The sequence below is a fragment of the Meinhardsimonia xiamenensis genome (assembly GCF_900102905.1).
In the GTDB taxonomy this organism is placed as follows: Bacteria; Pseudomonadota; Alphaproteobacteria; order Rhodobacterales; family Rhodobacteraceae; genus Meinhardsimonia; species Meinhardsimonia xiamenensis.
This window is the reverse complement of the sequence record NZ_FNFV01000004.1, coordinates 116,679-134,328: the sequence shown is the minus strand read 5'-3', so window position 1 is coordinate 134,328 and position 17,650 is coordinate 116,679. Positions and strand designations below refer to the sequence as shown.

Genomic DNA, 17,650 nt, shown 5'->3' with positions numbered 1-17,650 from the left:
CACTCCTGTCGCCGCGCTCTTTTCACAGCGGGGCAAACTTGTCCATATGGGCGCCGTGACGGGAGAGGCGTCGATGCTCGAAGACGCGATGATCGCGGGAACTTCGCTCGCCGTTCTCGTCGCGCTGCTGCGACCGCGGCTGTGGATGCGCGAGGTCTGGCGCGCAATCGTGACGCCGCTCGTCTCGATCATCGGGAACGGCTTTCTCATCCCGGGGCCAATACTCTTCGACTCCTACGGTTGTGCCGCGCCGCTGGCCATGGGGCTATTGTGTGCGCTCGCCTGGGCCTTCGGTACCGCGATCCGCCACAATATCGCCCGGCTTGACCGTCATGGCGCCAGGGCCTCGCCGGCTCAGCGGGGACTCGGGGCGGCATGCGACTGGCGCTTGCCTTCACCGATGTCGTTTCGGAGGCCCATTGCCTTCACTTCTTCGGTACACTTGCGGCCGGCGCCCGCACATGAGGGGCCGGGACCGCCGCCGCCGCGGCTCAGCGGCTGGGAGTCCCTCTCGCTGCTTCTTCGCCTCATCACCGCGGTTCAGGAATTCGGAACCTCGTGCCACCTCGGCGGGGGCCATTCGGCGCCGTGGTGCACCCGCTCGACGCGACAGGCACAGGTATTCTCGAGCCTCATCCAATTGGCTTTTCTGGTGCTGATCTCATGGCTGTTGCCGCCTGGCCAGGTGCCGCTCACCGAAAGCGGCGTCATCGCCTTCAGGCGGTTCGTCGCGCCGCTCCTCCTGCCGCTCCTCATCTCGGCGGCGCTCTTCGCTTCATCCGTCGAAAAAGACACTATCCCAGCCGGCAGCCGTCGGCCACGCGGCCTGTCGCAGCCTTGCACCGATTCAGCCGCGCGAAAAGTCACGCGGCATGACGCGGACGCGAGGCGCCCCAAGAACTGCCGCAACTGTCGGTCCCCTGCCTGTCTGATGGGCCCTATCGCGCGACCAGGAGGTCGCAGGGCGCGAAATCGGCGAGATCGCGAGCAGTGGAGCCCAGAAGCAGTTCGGCCAGGCGCCCGCGCGCATGGGCGCCGACGGCGATCAGATCCGCCTCCTCGTATTCGGCGAGGCAGGAGAGCAGCGCCGCCGGCCCGCCCTCGGCGATGATGCGCCGGGCGCCGCGCAGCCTTTCGGGCATGTCCGCAAGAAAATCGTCCATCTGCGATCCGATCTCCCGCTCAAGGCGTCTCTTCTCGGCCTCCAGGGCGGGGTCCTCCCCCGGATCGTGACCGCGTGCGATGATACCCCTGAAGAGGACGTGATAGGCCGAAACCAGAATGATCTCTGCCCCGGGGGCCAGTTCGGCCGCCGAAAGCAGCGCGCGGCGGGACGCGGGAGAGAAATCGATACCCACCAGAACGCGGCCATGGTCGTCCACCGCCGGCAGGCGGGCCAGGAGGACGTCTCTTTGTGCCGCGCGAAGGATCCTTTCGGCAAAACTCCCCGCGAAAAGCTCGCCGAGCCCGCGCCATCGGTGGGGACCGATGACCAGAAGGCGGCAATCAGGGGCATTCGCCGCCTCGACAACCATCCTCCACGGTGACCCGTGGAGCAGCAACGCGTCTACCCGCCCTTCGCCGAGTTCGGCGCGAAGCGGGGCGGCCAGCCTCTCGAGTTCGTCGCGGGCGAGCGAGGACACCGTTTCGGACAGACGGGCGGGAAGGCCGTCATCCACGGCGTGGACGATCACCAGCCGCGCGCCGAGCGTTCGGGCCAGCCGGGCGCCCCTTTGCAGGGCATCGGTCGAACGCCCGGTGAGATCATGGGCCACGATGATCCGCTGGTCTCCGGGCACGATCGTGCTCCCCCTCCCCCGGCTCGGCTCTCAAGGCCAACCTCGCCATAAACGGCGCCGGCGGCAATACCTTGCCGCAGCAATGAGCCTTGCGCCTTCCTGGGAAAGGCAGCATGGACCCGCCTGAATCAACCGGTGAACAGGTCGCGATATTTCTCGCGCAGCACGTTCTTCTGGACCTTGCCCATGGTGTTGCGCGGCAGCTCATCCAGAAAGATGTATTCGCGCGGATGCTTAAACCTGGCGAGATTTTCGCGGACGGCCGCCTCGAGCGCGGCGCGTTCGGGCCGTCCTTCCTTCTCGGGCACGATCACCGCCAGCACCGTTTCGCCGAAATCGGGGTGCGGCACGCCCACGACGGCGCTTTCCTTCACGCCGGGCTGGGCGTCGAGCACCATCTCGATCTCCTTGGGGTAGATGTTGTAGCCGCCCGAGATGATCAGATCCTTGTTGCGGCCGACGATGTGCACGTAACCGTCCTCGTCGATCAGCCCCAGATCGCCTGTGATGAAGAAGCCGTTCTCGCGCAGCTCCTCCTTCGTCTTCTCCGGCATGTTCCAGTAGCCCATGAACACGTTGGGCCCGCGCACCTCGATCTGGCCGATCTCGCCGCGCGGCAGTTCCTCGCCTGTCTCCGGGTCGGTGATCTTCAGCTCCACCCCCGGCAGCGGAAAGCCCACCGTGCCGGCCCGCCGCTCGCCATCATAGGGGTTGGAGGTGTTCATGTTGGTCTCGGTCATGCCGTAGCGCTCGAGAATGCGATGGCCGGTGCGCTCCTCGAAGGCGCGGTGGGTTTCGGCCAGAAGCGGCGCCGAGCCGGAGACGAAGAGCCGCATGTGCGCGACGAGCTCGCGCGTGAGGCGCGGGTCGTCCAGAAGGCGGGTGTAGAAGGTGGGCACGCCCATCATCGCCGTGGCGCGCGGCAAATTGGCGATGATCTGGTCGATGTCGAACTTCGGCAGGAAGATCATGCTGCCGCCAACGGCGAGAATGACGTTGGTCGCCACGAACAGGCCATGCGTGTGAAAGATCGGCAGCGCGTGCAGAAGCACGTCATCCTCGGTGAAGCGCCAGGCCTCGACCAGCGTCAGCGCGTTCGACAGAAGGTTGCGCTGGGTCAGCATCGCACCCTTCGAGCGGCCGGTGGTGCCGGAGGTGTACAGGAGCGCGGCAAGGTCATCCTCCCCCCGATCGACCGTCTCGAAGCGGGTCGGCATCCGGCGCGCGCGCTCCATCAGCGAGCCACCGCCGTCGGCCGACAGCGTCTCGAGCCCGGCGCCGAGACGGGCGGCGACCGGGGCGAGCAGCTCGCGCCGCGCGGGGTCGCAGACGACCAGCCCGGCGCCGCTGTCCTCGATGAAATAGCTCAGCTCCTCGACCGTGTAGGCGGTGTTGAGCGGCAGGAACACCACACCCGAGCGCACCGCCGCGGCATAAAGGGCGAGCGCCTCGGGCGACTTCTCCACCTGCACCGCAACGCGATCGCCGGGCTTCAGGCCGGCATCGCGCAGCGTGTTGGCAAGCCGCGCGGCGGTGTCGAGATACGCCGTATAGCTGACCTCTCCCCCATCGGGCAGAAGCAGGAAAGGCTTGGTCTTGCCTTCATGCGGCGCGAAGAGCGTGTCGTAGAGCGGATTGGCCATGTCGTCAGCGTTCCTTGCCTGTCTCGAGCGGCGCGCGTTCGGCCAGCGCCCGCAGCTCGGGGCTGGCGACAACCTCGCGCCTGGTGACGAAGAGCTCATGGTTCTGGGCGACCCGGTCGAGCTTGTAGAGGTAGTTCACCATCGTGCCGCCCGACTGGGCGAGACCCTTCGCCGAAATGTCGGCATTGGCGTGCACCTCATGCAGTATCGCGCCATTGCCGAGGTGAAACCGCGCCACCGGATCAAGCGGAAGCCCGTCGGCGGCCTTGGCGTGCAGAAGGTAATGCGCGGCGAGCGCCCGCATCGCCTCGCCGTCCTGTACGTCATGGGCGATGCCCTGATCCTTCAGCCAGCCGATGAGACCCGGTATCGGCGAGAGCGTCACGAAGGTCTTGAGTCCCGGCAGATCGGCCGCGAGGTCGTGCGCGACCTGCTTGATGAGCGAATTGCCGAAGGAGATGCCCCTGAGCCCCTTCTGACAGTTGGAGATGGAATAGAACACGGCCGTGTCGGCCTCCTCCGCCGCCATCGGCGCGCGATCCTCGGCCAGGAGCTTCTGGATGGAGCCGGGGATGCCGCGCGTGAGCGCCACCTCGACGAAGATCAGCGGCTCATCGGGCATGGCGGGGTGGAAGAAGGCGAAACAGCGCCTGTCGTCCGGTTGCAGCCGGCGGCGCAGGTCATCCCAGCTGTCGATGGCATGCACCGCCTCATAGGCGATGATCTTCTCGAGGATATGCGCGGGACTCTCCCAGCTGATGCGTCGCAGCACCAGAAAGCCGCGATTGAACCAGGAGGCGAAGAGATGGCGGAAGTCGAGATCTAGCGCCTCGAGCGGCGCCTCCCCCTGCCCCAGCCGCAACAGATCGGCCCGCATGCGCACAAGCCGTGCCGTCGCGCCCGGCACCTGGTTAAGCCGCCGGATGAGCTCCTGCCGCGCCGGTTCGGCAGCGGCGGAAAAGGCGCGGTAAGTGGCGCGCGAGGGCCGGGCCTCATAGGCGGCGAGCGCACGCCGCACCGCCTCGGGGTCAATGTCCATCTCGGCGGCGATCTGCCGGAGGAAGGCGAGCTTGCCTTCGTCGGTAAGCGCCTCATAGCGGGTCAGGATGGCATCGGCCAGCGCCAGCCCCGAGGCCTCCCCCGCCGAGCCGAGAAGCTCGCGGGCAAGCTCCACGAGCGGGCGGTCGTCGACGCGCCCGCGCGAGAGCCGCCGCGGCCGTCGCTCGAAGACCGTGGCGAGAAGGTCGGCAAGCCGCGTCACAAGCTGGGCCCCATCACCAGATCGGGCAGCCAGGTGGCGAGCCCGGGGAAGATGCACAGGAGGATGATCGCCAGCACCATGCAGGCCACATAGGGCAGGGAGCCCACGAGAATGGTGCGCAGCGAGATGTCGGGCGCGATGCCGTTGATGACATAGAGGTTGAGCCCCACCGGCGGCGAGATCAGCCCGATTTCCATGTTGATGGTCAGCACCACCGCAAACCAGATCGGGTCGAAACCCGCGCTGGTGATGATCGGCAACAGGATCGGCGCGGCCATCAGGATCACCGCCACCGGCGGCAGGAAGAACCCCGCGACCAGCAGAAAGATGTTGATCGCCCCCATCAGCACCCAGCGGTTGACTTCGAGCGTGCCGATCCAGGCGGCAATGGACTGAGTGATGAAGAGCGAGCTCAGCATGTAGGAGAACACCCCGGCCGCAGCGATGATGAACAGGATCATCACGCTCTCGCGGGTGCTGTCGCGCAAGACGGCCCATAGCGCGCGCGGATCCCACAGCCGATAGATCACCATGGCGATCAGAAGGCACAGAAGCGCGCCCACCGCGGCGGTCTCCGAAGGCGTGGCAACCCCGCCATACATGGCATAGAGCACGCCGAGGATGATTACGAGAAAGGGCAGCACTCGCGGCAGGATCTCGAAGCGCTGGCGCCAGCTGTAGCGCCCGGGCGAGAGGGTCGCGGCGTTGCCCGAGGCCCAGGTGGAGTAGAGCGACCAGGCCATGAACAGCCCAACCAGCATCAGCCCCGGGATGACGCCCGCGAGAAACAGCCGGCCAATCGAGGTTTCGGTGGCAATGCCGTAGACGATCATCGTCACCGAGGGCGGAATCAGAATGCCGAGCGTGCCGCCCGCGGCGATGGAACCCGCCGCCACCCCGTCGGGATAGCCGCGCTTGCGCATCTCGGGGATGCCCATCTTGCCGATCGCGGCACAGGTGGCCGGGCTTGAGCCCGACATGGCCGCAAAAAGCGCGCACGCGCCCAAGTTGGAGACCACAAGCCCGCCCGGCACGCGGGTCAGCCAGCGCTCCAGCGCCTCATAGAGATCGGCGCCTGCCCGTGTCGAGGAGATCGCCGCCCCCATGATGATGAACATCGGGATCGACAGGAGCGCGAAGCTGTCGAGCTTGCCAAAGAAGATCTCCGGCATCAGCTCCAGCGACCGCACGCCATCGAACACCAGAAGGAAACCGCCCGAGACGATCAGCAGGCCAATCGCCACCGAGACTCCCGAAAACAGAACCAGAATTGTGGCCACCGCCACCAGAGCGCCGAGAAGGAGCGGGTCCATCAGGCTTCCTCCAGACCGAAGGGCTCTTCAACCCCCGTCAGCACCGCGACAAGGTCAGCGACGAGCTGAAGAAGCAGCAACCCGAAGCCCACCGGAATCGAAAGATAGGGGATCCAGAGGCGCACGCCCCAGACGGTGTCCGACCGCCAGCCGCGCTCCCAGGCGATGTGCCAGAACTCGAAGCCGTAGAACAGCATCACCGAGACAACGGCGATCGAGGCCGACAGGGTAAGAACGGCCAGAGCGTGGCGCCATCGCCGCGGCAGCGACATCGGCAGCAGGTCCACGTTCACATGCCCGCGCAGACGCTGGACATAGGGAAGTCCGATCAGCGTCGCCGCAACCATGAGATAAACCACCGCTTCCGTCTGCCAGATGGTCGACCCGTTGAGCACGAAGCGGATGACGATCATCTGGCAGGTGATGAGGACCGCGGCGAGGATCATGCCGGCCGAGCACCAGCCGGCCAGGGTGGACAGCACCCCAACGGCACGCAGAAAGGGGTTGTTCCCGCTACGGGCGACGACGGTGCGCGTCATTCCAACCATGGCGGCGTTTTCCTCCGCGATGCAGATCAGGAGCAAGACGAGGAGGCGGAGCGGCCCGAGAGCCACTCCGCCACCGTGTCACTCCACGGAAAGCGCAAGATCAAGAAGCTTCTGCCCATCCGGCACGTCCTCGAGAAACGCCTTGTAGGACGTCTGCCTGGCGATCTCCCGCCATGCCTCGAAATCCTCCGGAGTCATCTGGGCAATCTGAACGCCCGCCTTGCGGAACACCTCAACCGACTCGGCGTCCTGTTTCTTGGCCTCCTCCAGATAGAAGGCCTCCGCCTTCGCCGCCGCATCGCGCAGGGCTTTCTGCTGCTCCGGCGTCAGGCTCTCGAAGGTGCTCTTGTTCATCAGCAGAGGCTGATACATGAACCACAGCGCCACATCGCCCGCGGGCGTGTAGCAGTTCACCACCTCGTAGATCCGGTAGCTCACGAAAGACGACGACGAGGTGTTGGCCGCATCGAGCACGCCGGTCTGGAAGGCGTTGTAGATCTCGGAAGACGCCATCGAGGCGATGGAGGCGCCGGCACCCGCCAGCATCTGCTCGAAGGCCTTGCCGGCGGCGCGCATCTGCAGCCCCTTCACGTCCTCCGGCTTGGTGATGCACTTGTCCTTGCCGGCAAAACCGCCCGCAAGGTAGCCGTGGACGAGCACCATCACGTCGTCCTCGGCCATCTTCTCCTCAAGCGCCTTCATGAACGGCGAATGCGAAAGCCGCGCAGCATGGTCGTGGTTCTTCACCAGCCCGGGCATCAGCGTCAGGTTGTAGGCCGGCTGCTGGCCGGCGGCATAGGCAAGCGGCAGAACAGTCATGTCGAGCTGGCCGCGCGAGAGCGGCTTGTACTGCTCGCGCGCCTTGAACAGCGACTGGGATCCGAAAATCCTGATCTCGAGCCCCACATTCGCCTTCGCGACCTCGTCGGCGACAATCTGCGCCACCTGGTGGCGCACGTCCTGGTTCGACCACTGGTGAGACAGGCGCAGCTCGCGCGCTTCGGCGATGCCACCCAGCGCGAAAATCGCCACCGCTGCCGCGGTCTTGAGCATGGTATTCATGTCTTCCTCCCGTCAGGTTCCGGCCGCGGGCCGGAAAGTGACGCAACGATAGGCACGTTCTGTTTTGGCGGTCAACCATCTTGTATACAAGATCGTCGTGATTGTGTTCTGAGTCACGTGCTGATAGGCTGCCGTCATGGAATTGCGCCGCGCCGACATCATCGCCAAGGAGATCGAGGAGCGTATCTTCGACGGCAGTTACGCCGATGGCGAGCGCCTCGATGAGGTGCGGCTTGCGCGCCACTTCGGGGTTTCACGCACGCCCCTGCGCGAGGCGCTTCAGCGGCTGGCGCTGTCCGGGCTGGTCGAACTGGTTCCGCGCCGCGGTGCCTTCGTGCGCCAGCCAGGGCCGGTCGAACTCGTCGAGATGTTCGAGGTGATGGCCGAGCTTGAAGTCGTTTGCGGGCGCCTGGCGGCCAGGCGCATCTCCGAGGCAGCCCTGGCGGAACTGCGCGACGCAAACGCCAGATGCCAGGCAGCCGTCGATGCCTGTGACCCGGACAGCTATTACAGCGCCAACGCCCGGTTTCACCAGATCATCTACCGCGAGTCGGGCAACAGCTTTCTGGAAGCCGAGACGCGCGCGCTGCACAGACGGCTGGAACCGTTCCGGCGTCGCCAGCTCCGCCTGCGCGGGCGCATGGCCCAGTCGATGAGCGAGCACGAGGCCATCGTAGAGGCGCTGGAGCGCGGCGATGCCGAAGAGGCGGCCGAGGCTCTGCGCCGGCACGTGGCGGTGCAGGGCGAGAAGTTTCTCAACCTGATGCTGTCGCTGCGGCGCGCGGCCGAATAGCGTTGCGGAAATTCCTCGCGCCACAAGGCTCCGACGAGGGCGCCGGGCTATTCCTTGCCGGGTGAAAACGTCGCCCCGTTGAGCCGCCCCACATACTCCACGAGATGCGGCACATAGTCCTTGGGCCCGTCGCCTCCGGCGGAAACTGCGAGAGCAAAGTTGTTCTTGGCGGCATTGCCCACGGGGTTGGCCACACCGGCGGCATTGGCCATCGATTCCAGATAGCGCAGATCCTTGTAGGCGTTGGCCAGTGTGAACTTGTGGGACTCGCGGTTGCCCTCGATGATGTAGCCCATGAAGGTCTGATAGAAGCCGCAGTCCATGCGGCTGCCGCGCAGCACACTGTCCACCTTCTTCGGCCCCAGCCCCACCTTGGCAGCAAGCGTCAACGCCTCCGCATAGATCGCGGCGTAACCGAGCGAGAGGAAGTTGTTGATGAGCTTCATGCGATGCCCATCGCCGGGGCCGCCGATATGCACGATCCGCTCGGCCCATGTGGCAATGACCGGCTCGATGCGGGAAAACACCTCATCGGTCGCACCCACCATGGTATGAAGCCGCCCCTCCTCGGCCTGCACGGGCGTGCCGCCGAGCGGGGCGTCGGCAAATCCCACACCGCGGGCCGCCAGCCGCTCGGCCAACCGCGCGGACGAGGCCGGATCGGAGGTGGAACAGTCAACAACCACCGCCCCCTCCCGCAGCCCTTCCCAAAGCCCCTCGACAATGGCCTCGACCTGCGGTGAGCCGGGTGCGCAGATGAAGATCACATGGCTTCCAGCGGCAAGCTCCTCGAGACTTTGCGCCTCGCGCGCGCCCCGCGCGACCAGATCCTCCACCGGCGCGCGGTTGCGGTGGGCGATCACGGTCAGGGGATGCCCCGCGGCAAGAATGTTCCTGGCCATGCCATGTCCCATCAGCCCCACGCCCACAAATCCCACCGCCAGCTTGCTCTCGGCCATTTCCGCGCCCCCGCTGATTGGGAAGACCCCAAGTGCCCATCATCCTGGCGAAAGTACCCTGGGGGGTCCGGGGGGCAAGCCCCCCGGCGCGGTTGACGCCCGGCCGCCGCTCGGCTTCTGTTCTTCCACCGCGCCAAGGAGGGAGGAGACCGGCCGATGGAACTCAGCGAAGAAATCCGCATCAACGCGCCACGGGACCGCGTTTATGCCGCGCTCAACGACCCCGAGATCCTGCGCCAGTGCATCCCTGGATGCGAGGAACTCGTCAAGCACTCCGACACCGATCTCGAGGCGAAGGTCGCGCTCAAGGTCGGCCCCGTGAAGGCCCGTTTTTCGGGCAGGGTCACGCTCGACCCTTCAAACGCCCCAGAAAGCTTTAGCCTCTCGGGCGAGGGCAAGGGCGGGCCGGCGGGCTTTGCCAAGGGCAGCGCCAATGTCACCCTCACCGAAGATGGCGATGCCACGATTCTTGCCTACACCGCCCGCGCCGAGATCGGGGGCAAGCTTGCCCAGCTCGGCAGCCGGCTGATCCAGGGCACGGCGAAGAAGCTCTCCGCCCAGTTCTTTTCGAAGTTCAAGGAAGTGGTCGAGGCGGCCGAGGGCTGAGCCGCCTCACGGGTCCGGCGACCAGGCAAGCACCTTGGCGCGGTTGACCTCAATGCCGAGCCCCGCACCCTCCGGCACGGCGGCGATACCGCGCTGATGCTCGATGGGCCGGGCGAGAATGTCCATCCGCCACGGGTTCGGCGTGCGGTCGAACTCCAGCATCACCGGCGCGGCCGCGTGGCGCTTGGGAATAGGCGGCAGGGCGGCAATGGCCTGCAGCGCCGCGGCCACCGCCACCCCCGAGCCCCACACATGCGGCACCACCCTGAGCCCGGCCGTCTCGGCCATCGCCACGATCTTGCGGAACTCGGTGAAGCCGCCGCAGCCGCACAGGTCGGGCTGGAGGATCTCCACCACCCGCTCGGCAATCGGCCGGGCAAATTCATGCCGGCCGGACCATGTCTCGCCGGCGGCAAGCGCCAGCGGCTGGGCGCGCTTGAGCTCAGCATAGGCGCCCAGCGCCTCGGGCACCACCGGCTCCTCGAACCAGTGAATGTCGCAGTCGGCCACCGCGCGGCCGAGCCAGGCTGCCTCCACGGCATCGTAGCCGTGATTGGCGTCGATCATCAGCCGCACGCCGGGGCCGATGCGCGCCCGCACCGCGCGGATCAGCTCGGCATCCTCGCGCGCGTCATAGCCGATCTTGATCTTCACCGCCGAAAAGCCCTGCCGGACATAGCCTGCGACCTCCTCGAGCACGCGGGCGTGATGCTCTCCGGTCACGGGGCGGAAGCCGCCGGTGGCATAGGCCTGAACCTCGCGCCGCCACGCGCCCCCCAGAAGGCGGTGCACCGGCTGGCCATAGGCCTTGCCGCAGATGTCCCACAGCGCGATGTCGATGCCCGAGAGCGCCGAGAACTGCGGCCCCGACCGCCCCTGATCGCGGATGGCCGCGTAAACCTCGCCCCACAGCCGCTCGACCTCGCGCGGATCGCGGCCGATCAGAAGCGGCGCGATTTCCTCCACCGCCGCGGCGATGGTCCGCGAGGGGCCGAGGCACTCGCCCCAGCCGATGGTGCCGTCCTCGCAGGTGATCTCGACGAGGCAGGCCCAGCGGTCGGTGAAGGTGGAGAAGGAAGACTGGAACTGCTCCTCCGTCTCGAGCCGGTGACGCAGAAGGTGGGGCGTGATGGCGGCAATCTTCATGGGCAGCTCCTCGATAGGCGGGATCACGGGCGGGGTTGCAGGCGGCGCGCCTGCCCGCGACAGTGAAGGCCAAAGCCCGCCGGGCGGCAAGGGCAGGAGAAAGGGACACTGATGGAAAGATTGCTGATCACCGGAGCGGCCGGGGGCCTTGGCTCGATGCTGCGTGAGCGGATGCGCGGGCGCGCGCGGGTGGTGCGCCTTGCCGACATCGCCCCCATTCCCGACCCGCAGCCGGGCGAAGAGATCGTGCAGTGCGACCTCGCCGATGCGGCGGCCGTCGATGCCATGGTCGAGGGCTGCGACGCGATCCTGCACATGGGCGGGATCTCCACCGAACAGCCATGGGAGCCCATCCTTCAGGCCAACATCATCGGGCTCTTCAACCTCTACGAGGCGGCCCGCGCGCACGGGCAGCCGCGCATCCTCTTCGCCTCCTCCAACCACGCGATCGGCTTTCACCCGGTCACCGAGCGGCTCGACGCCGATTCGCCCATCCGCCCCGATTCGCTTTACGGCGTCTCGAAATGCTTCGGCGAGGCGCTGGCGCGGATGTATTTCGACAAGTTCGGGCAGGAGACACTGATCCTGCGCATCGGCTCCTGTTTTCCCGAGCCGAAGGATTACCGGATGCTCTCCACCTGGCTTTCGGCCGATGACATGGTGGCGCTCATCGAGCGGATGTTCGAGGTGCCGGTGCTGGGCTGCCCGATCGTCTATGGCGCCTCCGACAACGAGGCGGGCTGGTGGGACAACTCCAAGACCGCCTGGCTTGGCTGGCGGCCGAGGGACTCAAGCGAGAAGTGGCGCGCAAGGATCATCGAGCGTGACGGCCCGCCCCGCCCCGACGACCCCGTGCACCGCTATCAGGGCGGAATGTTCTGCTTCGAGCCGGTGCGGCGGGTAAAGGAGTGAGCGCGCGATGAGCGTTGCAATCGCGGTGGCCGGCGGCGGGCTCATGGGCCGCCAGCACATCAAGGCAATCGCCGAAAGCGGTGCCGTGCGGCTTCACGCGGTCATCGACCCCGATCCCGCAGCGCAGGCGGTGGCCGAGGGCGCAGGCGGAGCGTGGTTTCCCGACCTCGCTGCCGCCCTTGAGGTAAGCCCTGCGCCCCAAGGCGTGATCCTTGCCACGCCGAACCGGCTGCATGTCGAACAGGCCCTTGCCTGCGTTGCCGCGGGCGTGCCCGTGCTGGTGGAGAAGCCACTCGCCACCTCGACGGCGGAGGCAGCGCGGCTGGTGGAGGCAGCCGAGGCCGCGGCCGTGCCGGTGCTCGTCGGCCATCACCGCCGTCACAGCCCCTTCGCCGCGGCCACGAAGCGGCTGATCGAGACCGGGGCGCTCGGCGAGCTTGTCGCCGCCGACGGCATCTGCTGGCTCTACAAGCCCGAGGACTACTTCGCGCCGGAGTGGCGGCGCCAGCCGGGCGGCGGGCCGATCCTGATCAACCTCGTCCATGACATCGACCTGATGCGCCATTTCATGGGCGAGGTGGCGGGCGTGCAGGCCACGGCCTCCAGCGCCCGGCGCGGCTTCGCGGTAGAGGACACCGCCGCGGTGATCCTCGAGTTCGCCTCCGGCGCGGTGGCTACGCTCAGCGTCTCCGACACCGCCGTTGCCCCCTGGAGCTGGGAGCTGACGGCGGCCGAGAACCCCGCCTATCCGGTCACCGGCCAGTCCTGCTACCGCATCGCCGGCACTCGTGCCGCGCTTTCGGTCCCTGACATGCGGCTGTGGCGCAACCCCGGCGCACGCGGCTGGTGGGAGCCGATCGCCCCGGAAACGGTGGCGGTGACGCGCGAGGATCCCCTCTTGCGCCAGATCCGCCACTTCGCTGCCGTGATCGAGGGGCGGGAGGCGCCGCTCGTGCCCGCGCGCGAGGGGCTTGCGACGCTCAAGGTGGTGGAGGCGATCCGGCAGGCGCTCGTCACGGGCTGCCAGGTAGCACCGGGCGAGATGTGAGAGAGGGCAGATTGGCAGACGATCTCTTCTCCCCCGCTTACGCGCCGCGCAGCCACTGGCGCGACATCCCCGAGCTGGGCGACAGGGGCGAGGCGCGCCTGCCCGCGCGCGCCGATGTGCTTGTCATCGGATCGGGTTACACCGGGCTCAACGCGGCGATCGAAACGGCACGGGCGGGCCGGCACACGGTGGTCATCGACGCGGGCGCGCCCGGCGAAGGCTGCTCGAGCCGCAACGGCGGGCAGATCGGCACCTCGGTCAAACCCTCGCTCGAGGAGTTGTCGCGCCGCTTTGGCTTGGAGCGGGCGCGGGCGATCCGCGAGGCGGGCAAGGAGCAGCTCGAATGGATCGAGGCGCGCATCGCCGAGCTTGGGATTTCCTGCGACTTCCGCCGCGCGGGCCGCTTTCACGCCGCCCATACCCCGCAGGCCTACGAGACGCTCGCGCGCGAGGCCGAGCGTTTGCACCGCGAGGAGGGGATCGAGGCGCATGTGGTGCCGCGAAGCGAGCAGGCGCGCGAGCTCGGCAGCGCGCTCTATCACGGCGGCGTGGTCTATCCGCGCCATGCGCGGGTGCATCCGGGCAAGCTGCTTGCCGGCTATCTCGCCGCGGCGAAGGCGACCGGCGCCACGGTCGTCGGCCACTGCCCCGCACGCGCCATCGCGCGCGACGGCGCGGGCTTTGCCGTGAAGACCACGCGCGGCATGATCGCGGCGCGCGAGCTGGTGGTGGCGACGAACGGCTATTCGGGCCCGCTCCTGCCCTGGCTGAGACGGCGGATCATTCCCATCGGCAGCCATGTCATTGCGACCGAGCCGGTGCCCCGCGCGCTGATGGACAGGCTCTTTCCCACCGACCGGGTGATCTCCGACAGCCGGCGGGTGGTCTATTACTACTCGGCCTCTCCCGACCGCTCCCGCGTCATCTTCGGCGGTCGGGTGGCGGCGGGCGATGTGGGGCCGGAGGTGTCGGGGCCGCGGCTCAGGGCCGAGCTCGCCCGGCTCTTCCCCGAGCTTTCGCAAACGCGCATCGAGCGCAGCTGGTCGGGGCTTGTCGGCTACACCTTCGACACGCTCATGCACATTGGCCGGCACGAGGGCATCTGGTTTGCCGCCGGTTACTGCGGCTCGGGCGTGGGGATGGCGAGCTGGCTTGGCTGGAAGCTCGGGCTGAAGATCCTCGGCCGCGCGGAGGGCGCGACAGCCTTTGACGACCTGCCCTTCCCCACCCGGCCCTTCTACACCGGCCGGCCCTGGTTCCTGCCCGCTGTGGTGGCGTGGTACCGCTGGCGCGACGCGCGCGACATCGCGCGGGCTTGACCTTGGCCCTCCGGGGCCGCTAGCGGGCAGGACACCCTTTGGAGCGCACCGATGAAACCCTTCCTGATCCTGCAATTGCGGCCCGAGAGCGACGCGGCCGAAGAGGAATTCGAGGCGCTCCTCGACAAGGGCGGGCTGCCTCGCGCCCGCGCCCACCGCATCCGGCTCGATCAGGAGCCCTTGCCGCAAGGTCTCAGCGCGCGCGATTTCGCCGGGGTGATCGTGGGAGGGGGCCCTGGCTGCGTTTCCGACCCGCCGGAGAAGAAGACACCTGCGGAGGCGCAGTGCGAGGCGGCGGTCATGCGGCTCATGCCCGAGATCGTGGGCGAGGATGTACCCTTTCTCGGCTGCTGCTACGGCATCGGCATCCTGGGGCATTTCCTCGGCGCGCCGGTGAGCAAGGCGCGCTGGTCGGAGCCGGTGGGCACCTCGGCCTGCCGGCTGACCGAGGAGGGCCGGCGCGATCCGCTTCTGGAAGGTTGCCCGGACGAATTCGTGGCGTTCGTCGGCCACAAGGAGGCGCTGCAGGCGCTGCCCGAGGGCGCGGCGCATCTCGTCGCTTCCGAGACCTGCCCGTTTCAGATGATCCGCGCAGGCCGCAACGTCTATGCCACGCAGTTTCACCCCGAGGCCGACGGCGCGGTGTTCGAGACCCGCATCCGCACCTATCGAAACCACGGCTATTTCCCGCCCGAGGATGCCGACAGGCTCATCGAGATGTGCCACGCCGCGCCGGTGGAGGCACCGCCCCTGATCCTGCGCAATTTCGTGCGCCGCTACGGCTGAGGGGCGCTCAGAACCGCGCGAAAAAATCCCCCGCCGCAAGCGCCACCACCGCCAGCATGGCAAGGCTCATGCCGATGTTGATCGCCCTGTGTGCGGCGGGGCTGAGATCAAGCTCATGGAGGCGGATGCCAGCCCAGAGCCAGAGAAGGTGGATGGGCAGCCAGATCGCATTGACGATCGCGAACTTGGCCAGAACCTCGCCCAGATACGAGGTGCCAAGGAAGGGAAAGCCGGTGAACAGCGCGGTGTTCACTGCATATGCCTTGGGGTTGATGAATTGCAGGATCACCCCGTTCACGAGCCCCGGCGCGCGGGCGTGGCGGATGAAGGCGAGCCGCGCGCCGGCCGTGGCAATGCAAAAGGCGAGATAGAGAAGATAGGCGGTCGAGGCGGCAAAGAGTGCCCAGCGAATGCGCGGGTCGGCGAGGATCACCGCGGCAAGCCCCGTGACCACGGCGAGCGCGACGAGATTGGTGCCGATGCAGAGCCCCGCCACGTAGCGCAGCCCGGCGCGGCCGCCGAAACCGGCCCCCACACCGGCCGTTGAAAGAACGCCCGGACCGGGGGTGATGATGAGAAAGAACACCGCGGCGGCAAAGGTCAGCATGCCGCGCTCAGCCCGTTTCCTCGCGCGGCAATATGGCGCCGCGCGCGCCCACCACCCGAGCTGCAAGCGCGTGACCCGCGGCAAGACACTCCGCTTCGGAAAGCCCCCGAAGCCTGGCCGCCAGGTAGGCGGCGTTGAAGCTGTCGCCGGCGGCGGTGCTGTCGATCACGCGCGTTGCAGGTGCAAAGGGGCCGGCCGGCGTTCCGTCAAGCGCCAGCGGCCCCGCGGCACCGCGCTTGAGCGCTCCCGAACGCACGCCGAATTCCCGAAGCCGGGCGAGCACCTCGCCCTCCTGCCGTTCACCGAAGATCGCCAGCTCATCATCGAGGCTTGGCAGGGCGATGTCGGTCTGCCGCCAGGCGGCCTCGATGATGGCCCTCGCGGTGGGGCGATCGGGCCAGAGCGCCGGGCGCCAGTTGGAATCGAAAGCCAAGCGCCCGCCGCCGGCACGATATGCCGGCAGCCATTCGAGCAACGCCGCGCGCGCTTCCGCCGACATGATGGCGAGGCTGATGGCCGACAGGAAGACAAGATCGAATCCGGCCAGATCCTCGAGGGCCGGCGGTTCGACCTCGAAAAGCTGACGAGCCGCCGAACGGTCCCGCCAGTAGGTGAAGGAGCGCTCGCCGGCCCTGTCGGTGGTGATCGCATAAAGGCCGGGAACGCGCTCATGGCTGCGTCCGACGAGATCGGTCGCGAGGCCCTCGGCCTGCATGAAGGAGATCATGCGCTCCGAGAAACGGTCCGTTCCGAGCCGGGTGACGTAGGCGACATGCGCCTCGGGCAGGGCGCGCTTGAGGTAGACGGCGGTATTGAGGGTGTCGCCCGCGAAGCCCACCCGCGCGACGTCAGGCGCAACGTCGTCGAGGGCGAGTTCGACCATCGCCTCGCCGATACAGGCGACCCTGGGTGGTGCGTTGGACGGTGCCTCCATCCTTCTCGTCTCGCGCTCCGTCATCCCAAGAGCCGGCGCTGTGCGGCCGGTTGGCTCATGGCGCCGCCTCCGCCGGCCTGAGTTCTGCGAGCCGTTCAAGCGCGGCCTGCTCCTCGACACGGATGCCCGAGAAGCGCTCGAACGAGGCAATCGCCATGTGCCGGAACAGCTCGAAGCCGGTGATCGTGCGCAGCCCCGCCGCGGCAGCGCGCTGCAGAAAGACGGTGTCGGTGGGCGTGTAGACGGCGTCAAAGGCCCATTCAGCCCCCGAAAGGCTCATTCCGGCAAAGGCGTCGCCCGGATGATGATGCATGCCGAGCGGTGTGCAGTTCACAAGCCCCTGCGCAGCGGCGACCGCCTGCCCGGCCTGCGCGAGAGCGACCGCGCGCGCCGGCGCGCCAATGGCCCGCGCGAGCGACTCCGCGGCATCGGCGGAGAGATCCCAGATGGCGATCTCCTCGGCGCCGAGCCGCTTGAGCGCATGGCCGACCGCCGCCGCCACGCCTCCCGCCCCGGCCATTGCGACGCGGCCTGGGCTGCGGTCAGCCATTTGCGCCCGCCATGCGCCGAGGAAGCCAAGGTAGTCCGTGTTGTCGCCGATCGCCCCGTCAGGACTGAACAGAACGGTATTGATCGCCCCCACGCGGGCGACCTCCGGGGCGAGCCGCATCCCCGCGCAGCCGGCCGCGGCCCGCTTGTGGGGGTGGGTCACTGCGGTGCCCGTCCGCCCCTCGGCGGCCAGGGCGGCGAGCGTTGCACAGAGGTCGAAGTTCTCCTGTCCGGCGGTGTCGATGCTGCGGAACTCGAGCTCCAGCCCGTTGTCCCGGGCCAGAAGCTCGAGTGCCGCAGCAAAGCGCGAGGCGCCGATGTGCGCACCGATCAGGCCGGTGCGCACGGTTTTGGCCCCGGTCATC

Annotated in this window: 17 protein-coding genes; 6 read left to right on the top strand and 11 right to left on the bottom strand. The window is 67.7% G+C overall.

Features of this window, described 5'->3' with window-relative positions; genetic code table 11:
- Positions 1-938: 938 nt before the first annotated feature.
- The 6 genes from BLQ14_RS09720 to dctP form a co-directional block, all read right to left on the bottom strand.
- A complete protein-coding gene (locus BLQ14_RS09720) occupies positions 939-1,799 on the bottom strand; it encodes a universal stress protein (RefSeq protein WP_092500367.1) in 861 nt (286 codons plus the stop codon).
- Between the two features lie 128 nt (positions 1,800-1,927).
- Complete coding sequence (locus BLQ14_RS09715; RefSeq protein WP_092500366.1) at positions 1,928-3,442, bottom strand: malonate--CoA ligase; 1,515 nt, start codon at positions 3,440-3,442, stop codon at positions 1,928-1,930.
- Positions 3,443-3,446: 4 nt separating this feature from the next.
- Positions 3,447-4,703 carry a malonyl-CoA decarboxylase gene (locus tag BLQ14_RS09710; protein WP_092500365.1) on the bottom strand — a complete coding sequence of 419 codons (1,257 nt, stop codon included), beginning with the start codon at positions 4,701-4,703 and terminating at the stop codon, positions 3,447-3,449.
- Positions 4,700-6,016, bottom strand: coding sequence for a TRAP transporter large permease (locus BLQ14_RS09705; protein ID WP_092500364.1), 1,317 nt, complete (start codon positions 6,014-6,016; stop codon positions 4,700-4,702). The genes BLQ14_RS09710 and BLQ14_RS09705 overlap by 4 nt, the downstream gene beginning before the upstream one ends.
- A complete protein-coding gene (locus BLQ14_RS09700) occupies positions 6,016-6,564 on the bottom strand; it encodes a TRAP transporter small permease (RefSeq protein WP_092500601.1) in 549 nt (182 codons plus the stop codon). Before BLQ14_RS09700 ends, BLQ14_RS09705 begins: the two co-directional genes overlap by 1 nt.
- Positions 6,565-6,642: 78 nt before the next feature.
- Positions 6,643-7,626: a TRAP transporter substrate-binding protein DctP gene (dctP, locus tag BLQ14_RS09695; RefSeq protein ID WP_092500363.1), complete on the bottom strand. Its 984-nt coding sequence runs from the start codon at positions 7,624-7,626 to the stop codon at positions 6,643-6,645.
- Positions 7,627-7,762: 136 nt separating this feature from the next.
- Between dctP and BLQ14_RS09690 the strand changes: the two genes are divergently transcribed.
- Complete coding sequence (locus BLQ14_RS09690; RefSeq protein WP_092500362.1) at positions 7,763-8,419, top strand: GntR family transcriptional regulator; 657 nt, start codon at positions 7,763-7,765, stop codon at positions 8,417-8,419.
- Between the two features lie 47 nt (positions 8,420-8,466).
- On the opposite strand, the gene BLQ14_RS09685 is transcribed toward BLQ14_RS09690, so the two are convergent.
- On the bottom strand, positions 8,467-9,378 hold the full coding sequence (locus BLQ14_RS09685) for an NAD(P)-dependent oxidoreductase (protein ID WP_092500361.1): 912 nt from the start codon (positions 9,376-9,378) through the stop codon (positions 8,467-8,469).
- Between the two features lie 156 nt (positions 9,379-9,534).
- On the opposite strand from BLQ14_RS09685, the gene BLQ14_RS09680 reads away from it, so the two are divergent.
- Positions 9,535-9,984 carry an SRPBCC family protein gene (locus BLQ14_RS09680; protein WP_092500360.1) on the top strand — a complete coding sequence of 150 codons (450 nt, stop codon included), beginning with the start codon at positions 9,535-9,537 and terminating at the stop codon, positions 9,982-9,984.
- Between the two features lie 6 nt (positions 9,985-9,990).
- Here BLQ14_RS09680 and BLQ14_RS09675 read toward each other — a convergent pair whose 3' ends face one another.
- The gene (locus BLQ14_RS09675) at positions 9,991-11,130 is read right to left on the bottom strand and encodes a mandelate racemase/muconate lactonizing enzyme family protein (protein ID WP_092500359.1); all 1,140 of its coding nucleotides are present in this window, start codon (positions 11,128-11,130) and stop codon (positions 9,991-9,993) included.
- 111 nt (positions 11,131-11,241) lie between these two features.
- Here BLQ14_RS09675 and BLQ14_RS09670 point away from each other — a divergent pair, with 111 nt between their 5' ends.
- Genes BLQ14_RS09670 through BLQ14_RS09655 form a run of 4 tightly spaced genes read left to right on the top strand, consistent with a single transcriptional unit; the run spans position 11,242 to position 15,195 of the window.
- Positions 11,242-12,042, top strand: coding sequence for an NAD-dependent epimerase/dehydratase family protein (locus tag BLQ14_RS09670; RefSeq protein ID WP_092500358.1), 801 nt, complete (start codon positions 11,242-11,244; stop codon positions 12,040-12,042).
- Between the two features lie 7 nt (positions 12,043-12,049).
- Positions 12,050-13,090: a Gfo/Idh/MocA family protein gene (locus BLQ14_RS09665; RefSeq protein ID WP_092500357.1), complete on the top strand. Its 1,041-nt coding sequence runs from the start codon at positions 12,050-12,052 to the stop codon at positions 13,088-13,090.
- An 11-nt stretch (positions 13,091-13,101) separates the two neighbouring features.
- Positions 13,102-14,409 (top strand): NAD(P)/FAD-dependent oxidoreductase, encoded by a 1,308-nt coding sequence (locus tag BLQ14_RS09660; RefSeq protein WP_092500356.1) that lies wholly within the window; start codon positions 13,102-13,104, stop codon positions 14,407-14,409.
- 51 nt (positions 14,410-14,460) lie between these two features.
- Positions 14,461-15,195, top strand: a complete 735-nt coding sequence (locus BLQ14_RS09655; RefSeq protein WP_092500355.1) for a glutamine amidotransferase — start codon at positions 14,461-14,463, stop codon at positions 15,193-15,195.
- A 7-nt stretch (positions 15,196-15,202) separates the two neighbouring features.
- On the opposite strand, the gene BLQ14_RS09650 is transcribed toward BLQ14_RS09655, so the two are convergent.
- From BLQ14_RS09650 to BLQ14_RS09640, 3 genes are read right to left on the bottom strand one after another with little or no spacing between them, the layout of a single operon-like run.
- Positions 15,203-15,802, bottom strand: coding sequence for a LysE family translocator (locus BLQ14_RS09650; protein ID WP_092500354.1), 600 nt, complete (start codon positions 15,800-15,802; stop codon positions 15,203-15,205).
- A gap of 7 nt (positions 15,803-15,809) precedes the next feature.
- Positions 15,810-16,760: a sugar kinase gene (locus tag BLQ14_RS09645; protein ID WP_245657063.1), complete on the bottom strand. Its 951-nt coding sequence runs from the start codon at positions 16,758-16,760 to the stop codon at positions 15,810-15,812.
- Between the two features lie 31 nt (positions 16,761-16,791).
- Positions 16,792-17,649 carry a shikimate dehydrogenase family protein gene (locus tag BLQ14_RS09640; RefSeq protein ID WP_092500353.1) on the bottom strand — a complete coding sequence of 286 codons (858 nt, stop codon included), beginning with the start codon at positions 17,647-17,649 and terminating at the stop codon, positions 16,792-16,794.
- Position 17,650 lies beyond the last annotated feature (1 nt).